At 63.1% G+C, this 5,243-nt stretch carries 8 protein-coding genes and 1 pseudogene; 8 read left to right on the forward strand and 1 reads right to left on the reverse strand.

Annotated elements, in window-relative coordinates; all coding sequences use genetic code 11:
* The 8 genes and pseudogenes from QZ332_RS12965 to QZ332_RS13000 all read left to right on the forward strand — a co-directional run.
* The coding region (locus QZ332_RS12965; protein ID WP_295766185.1) for a C40 family peptidase at positions 1-854 on the forward strand (854 nt) is incomplete at its 5' end.
* Positions 855-869: 15 nt separating this feature from the next.
* On the forward strand, positions 870-1,118 hold the full coding sequence (locus QZ332_RS12970; protein ID WP_295766186.1) for a DUF4315 family protein: 249 nt from the start codon (positions 870-872) through the stop codon (positions 1,116-1,118).
* Entirely contained in the window at positions 1,115-1,774 is a 660-nt protein-coding gene (locus QZ332_RS12975) for a CD1107 family mobile element protein (RefSeq protein WP_295766188.1), read from the forward strand. Before QZ332_RS12970 ends, QZ332_RS12975 begins: the two co-directional genes overlap by 4 nt.
* Positions 1,771-2,019 (forward strand): hypothetical protein, encoded by a 249-nt coding sequence (locus QZ332_RS12980; RefSeq protein ID WP_295766198.1) that lies wholly within the window; start codon positions 1,771-1,773, stop codon positions 2,017-2,019. Before QZ332_RS12975 ends, QZ332_RS12980 begins: the two co-directional genes overlap by 4 nt.
* A pseudogene (locus QZ332_RS12985) lies at positions 1,962-2,314 on the forward strand (cysteine-rich VLP protein). Before QZ332_RS12980 ends, QZ332_RS12985 begins: the two are co-directional and overlap by 58 nt.
* 130 nt (positions 2,315-2,444) lie before the next feature.
* A complete protein-coding gene (locus QZ332_RS12990) occupies positions 2,445-2,789 on the forward strand; it encodes a hypothetical protein (RefSeq protein WP_295766190.1) in 345 nt (114 codons plus the stop codon).
* Positions 2,790-2,791: 2 nt separating this feature from the next.
* Positions 2,792-3,142 (forward strand): plasmid mobilization protein, encoded by a 351-nt coding sequence (locus QZ332_RS12995; protein WP_295766192.1) that lies wholly within the window; start codon positions 2,792-2,794, stop codon positions 3,140-3,142.
* Positions 3,143-3,238: 96 nt separating this feature from the next.
* Positions 3,239-4,669 (forward strand): relaxase/mobilization nuclease domain-containing protein, encoded by a 1,431-nt coding sequence (locus tag QZ332_RS13000; protein ID WP_295766196.1) that lies wholly within the window; start codon positions 3,239-3,241, stop codon positions 4,667-4,669.
* Between the two features lie 179 nt (positions 4,670-4,848).
* Here QZ332_RS13000 and QZ332_RS13005 read toward each other — a convergent pair whose 3' ends face one another.
* Positions 4,849-5,205, reverse strand: coding sequence for a helix-turn-helix domain-containing protein (locus QZ332_RS13005; RefSeq protein WP_295766194.1), 357 nt, complete (start codon positions 5,203-5,205; stop codon positions 4,849-4,851).
* Positions 5,206-5,243 lie beyond the last annotated feature (38 nt).

Raw genomic sequence — 5,243 nt, forward strand, 5'->3', positions numbered from 1 at the left:
TGCAACACTACCTGGACACCTACACCAGCACCCACGACTACGACGAATACCACTTTGACCTGGACGACATCGAGCATGACCCCTATGTGCTGATCTCCATGCTCTCCGCGTTCCATGAGGGGGAGTGGACGCTGGAGGAGGTACGGGGGACCCTCCAGACCATTTTTGACCGGCAGTATATCCTCACGGAAAATGTTGTGGTGGAGGTACGCTACCGAACGGAGACGCGGACGGGGCCCGACGGCCCCTATACTGTCCGGGTCCCCTACAATTACTACATCTGCACCGTGACACTGAAAAACGAGGACCTGTCCCACCTGCCCATTTACATGATGGGCGGGGAGCAGCTTTCCCGGTATTCCCTCTACATGGCCGCCCTGGGCAACCGGCCCGACCTGTTCCCCGGCTCCGGCTATGTGGACAAGTACATCACCAACCCGCCCCAGCCCTACGACGTGCCGGAGCAGTATCTTTCCGATCCCGACTTTGCCGCCTTGCTCACTGAGGCGGAGAAGTACCTGGGCTACCCCTACGTCTGGGGCGGCAGCTCCCCGGCCACGTCCTTTGACTGTTCCGGCTTCCTGTCCTATGTGCTGAACCAATGCGGCTGGAACGTGGGCCGCCTGGGGGCCCAGGGGCTCTACAACTACTGTACCCCCGTCAGCTCCCCACGGCCCGGCGACCTTGTGTTTTTCCGCTACACCTACAACGCGCCCAACCCGGACGGCGTGACCCACTGTGGGCTCTATGTGGGGGACGGGATGATGCTCCACTGTGGGGACCCGGTGCAATTTACAAGTCTGAATACGAGTTACTGGCAATCCCATTTTTACGCCTGGGGGCGTTTACCATGACAAAGGAGGTTTTCAATGGCGATCAGCAAGAGCGCGAAAATTTGGGCCGAGATGGAGAAGGTCAAGGCCAAGATCAACGAGCAGCAGGCCCGGCTGAAAGAGCTGGAGCAGAAGCACCGGGAGGCAGAGAATGAGGAGATCGTGGACATCGTGCGGGGCATGAGCGTGTCCCTGGACGAGCTGCCCGCCCTCCTGCGGCAGCTCCGGGACGGCTCTGGACACGGTGTCCAGAGGACCGGCGGCGGAAAGGAGAGTGCGGAATGAAGAAAAAATCCCGTATGCTGGCAGCTATGCTCTGCGCCGTCCTGATGGTGGGTGTGCTCACCGTCCCCGCCTACGCTGGCGGCGGCGACGAGAGCGAGGGCAGCGAGTATGTCCCCTGGGTGGGGCTGGAGCCTGTGGACCCCCTGCCTGTGGAGCAGCCCCCGGACCCCCAGCCGTTCACCCCGGACGGAACGGGTACGGTGCTGGACAACGCCACCGACCAGGACGGCAAGGAGTTTTTCACCATCACCACGGCGGACGAGGCGGTGTTCTATTTGGTGATTGACCGGCAGCGGAGTACAGAGAACGTCTATTTCCTCAACGCCGTCACCGTCTCCGACCTGATGGCCCTGGCCGAGCCGGGCCCGGAGCCGGAGGCCCCGCCCCCTGTGACGGAGCCGGAGCCCCCGGAGACTGAACCTGACCCCGGCCCGGAGGAGCCCCAAAAGTCCGGCGGGGCCGGGATGCTCCTGGCGGCCCTGGCGGTGCTGGCCCTGGGCGGCGGGGCCGGGTGGTACTTCAAAATCTACCGTCCCAAGCAGCAAAAGGCGGCGGAGCCGGAGGAGGACTATTCCGGCTATGACGAGCCCGACGACTACGACGACACGCCCCCCTGGGATGTGGACGGCGAGGAGGACGAGGGAGGGGACGAGTGAATTTCACTGACAGCCCCTACGAGCCCTTTATGAAGCAGCCCACCTACCACCGGCCCCCGGAGCCCACCCCGGCCCCCAAGGGATCGGCCTGTGAGGGATGCCCCTACTGGCGGGGCCTGCGGTGCGTGACCTGCTTCCGGGCCTATCTGCGGAGCCGGGCCGGACCCGGCGGGGGGGAGGTGACGGCATGGACCAGCGGGAGCTCACCCGCGAGGAGCGGGCGGCGATCCGGGCCCTGGTGGTGAAGTGGTGCGCCAATTATGACCGGGCCGAGGGATGCTTGCCTTTGGACTGCGAGTGTTATATGCTGGGGAAAACCTGGACGGGCCCCTTTGCCGCTACTTCCGGGCGGCGGTCCTGCCCCTGGACCCGGCGCTGGAGGCCGCCCTCACCGCCCCCGGCCCCGTGGAGACGCGGGCCTGCCCCCTCTGCGGGCGGCCCGCCCTCCTGGACGGGCGGCGGCGCTACTGTTCCCCCGCCTGCGCCCAAGCCGCCCACCGAAAACAGCAGCGGGATCACATGAGGAAAAAACGGGGTTGACCTGTTGACAATTAGGCCCTCAAAAGTCCAGTGTTTGCAAGGCTTTCCAGACGCCAAACAGGGGCGGGCCGTATCATTTCACGTCCCGCCCCTGTTTCGGCCCCATACTGTCAACATTTTGGAGGTTATCATGGAAGAAAATCAAGGCTATGTGATCCGGCAATCTGTCCTGTTCGACAATGGCCGGGGCTTCGTCCTGGGAGAGCACCCCAGGGAGGGTTTTGTAACGTGGCAGTTTACCCAGGAGGGCAGCCGCCGTGACTACTATTGGGGCCACTACCACAGCGACCCCGAAAAGGCCCGGAGCGATTTCCAGGACCGGGCCAAGGACTACCAGCACCGCTATTCCGTCCGGGAAGTGGAGCGGCGGCCCTCTCCTATCGCGGAGCAGATGAAAGAGGCGGGGCGGCAGGCCCAGGAGCGGCAGGCCCCGCCCAACCCCAAAAGGGAGGCCCCGGATCGGGGCGAGCGGTAGCCGTGACGGGGAAAAAGCGCCGCCGGAACATACCGCTCTATGTTTGGTTGAGCCCGGAGGAGCAGCAGGCGATCAAGGACCGTATGGAGCAGACGGGTATTCACAACATGAGCGCCTATGTCCGAAAAATGGCCCTCAACGGCTATGTCCTCCAGGTGGACCTCTCCCCGGTGCGGGAGCTGGTGTCCCTCCAGCGGCGGTGCGCCAACAATCTCAATCAGGCGGCGCTCCATGTGAACACCTACGGCGGCCTCTATCCCAACGAGCTCCAGGCGCTTCAAAAGGACTACGCCGATTTATGGGGGCCCCTCTCCGAGCTGTTGGAGAAGCTGGCCCAGGTGGTGGCCCTGTGACCCGTGGGAGCGGCCCAGGCCGCTCCCCGGCTGTCCCCGCCTCTGGACACCGTGTCCAGAGCTGGGGAGAACCGATCATGAAAGGGGGTGCTGTCCCTGGCGACGACCCGTCTCATATCCCACCATATCAGCGGGGGCAAATCGATCCTGGCCTCCCTGTCGGACCGCTTCGACTACGGCCAGAACCCGGAAAAGACCCTGGACGGGGCCCTGATCCGCTCCTATGAGTGCGACCCCCTCACCGCTGACAGCGAGTTTCTTTTGAGCAAGGCCCGGTACAAAGCAATCACGGGCCGGGAGCAGAAGCGGGACGCCGATGTGCTGTGCTATCAGATCCGTCAATCGTTCCCCCCTGGGGAGCTGGACCCGGAGGAGGCGCTGAATATCGGCTATGAGCTGGCGATGCGCTGGACCAAGGGAAAACACGCTTTCTTTGTGGTGTCCCACGCGGACCGGCCCCACCCCCACGTCCATATTTACTACAATTCCACCACCCTTGACTGCACCCGGAAATACCGGGATTTTTTAGGCTCTGCCCGCGCTCTGCGGCGGCTGTCTGACCGGATATGTTTGGAGCATGACCTTTCTATTATCAAAAATCCCAAGCTGCACAGCAAGGGGAAATTTCGGCACTACGGCCAATGGCTGGCCGGGGCCCGGCCAGCCTCCTACAAGGAGCAGCTGCGGGGGATCATTGACGGGGCCCTGGCGGAGCGGCCCGCCGACCTTGCCGGATTTCTCCGGTGGATGGAGGCGGCGGGGGTCCAGGTGAAGCGGGGCCGGGGCGGGGTGATCTCGTTCCGGCTTCCCGGCCAGGACCGGGCCATCCGCTTCCGGGCCTCCACCCTGGGGGACGGCTACGGCCCGGAGGACGTGGAGGCGGTGATCGACGGGCGGGCCCCCGTCCGCAAGCCCGCCCAGGGGCGGTCCCGTTCGGCGGCTCCCCGGCGCGTCAATCTGATCATTGACATTCAGCAGCGCATGGCCCAGGGTAAGGGCCCAGGCTATGAGCGGTGGGCGAAAATCTACAATCTGAAACAGATGGCCGCCGCGCTCCAATTCCTCCAGGAGAACGGGCTGACCGACTATGACGCCCTGGCGGAGCGGACGGCGGCGGCGGTGGATCGGGCTCACGTCCTGGCTGGGGAGCTGCGGGGAGTGGAGGAGCGGCTGGCCTCCACCACAAAATTGATGGGGGCCGTGGTGGACTACGCCAAGACCCGGCCCGTGTTCGACAGCTACAAGGCCGCCCGGTACAGCAAGAAGTATCTGGCGGAGCATGAGGAGACGCTGGCCTCCTACCGGGCGGCAAAGGCGGCGATCAACGACATCCTGGGCGGGGCCAAGCTCCCCAAGATGGAGGCGCTGAAAAAGGAGCGCCGGGAGCTGTCGGAGCGGAAGAAAAAACTCTATGCCCAATACCGGGCGGCACAACAGGAAATGCGGGAGGCGGTGGCGGTCAAGGCCAACGTCGATCATCTCCTCGACTTGCCCGGAGGACGGGAGAATAAGGCCCAGGAGCGATAGCGACGGGGCCGCAGACAGGGAAGCCTCTGGACACGGTGTCCAGAGGCTTCCGGCGGGTTTGGGGTGCAACCCCAACAAGCATTTTCGCAAGGCGAAAATGGCGAGTGTATTGACACTCGCCCTGCTTGCCAAGAGTGCGCCCCCTTGAAATGGCGCAAAAAACGGAGGCAGCGTTTTTCTTACGCTCCCTCCGTTTCGCGGGCTTTTCGGATGCCCTCTGCGGCACTTTCCATGATTATTAGCTCTTTTTCGTCCATGCCGTTCAGCATACGGTCAAGGTGTTTCCGGCGCTCGCCCTCTCCGTTGTGCCTGTCTGGGTAGAAAAATTCATCTACGGAAATATCCAAAAGGGTGACGATTTTATAAAAGGCGTTGAGGCTGGTGTGCTGACCTCGGTTTTCAATATACATGATGGAACGGGGGGTGAGGTCTACAAGCTGGGCCAGATGCTCCTGCGTCCAGCCTTTGGCCTTGCGTCTGCGCTTAATTTCTTTGCCCAGGGCGCGACAGTCCAGGCGTTTTTCGTATTGGTACATTCTCACATCACCCCTATATTATTTTACATTTCAGGGGT

The organism is uncultured Oscillibacter sp. (assembly GCF_910584465.1).
GTDB lineage: Bacteria > Bacillota > Clostridia > Oscillospirales > Oscillospiraceae > Oscillibacter.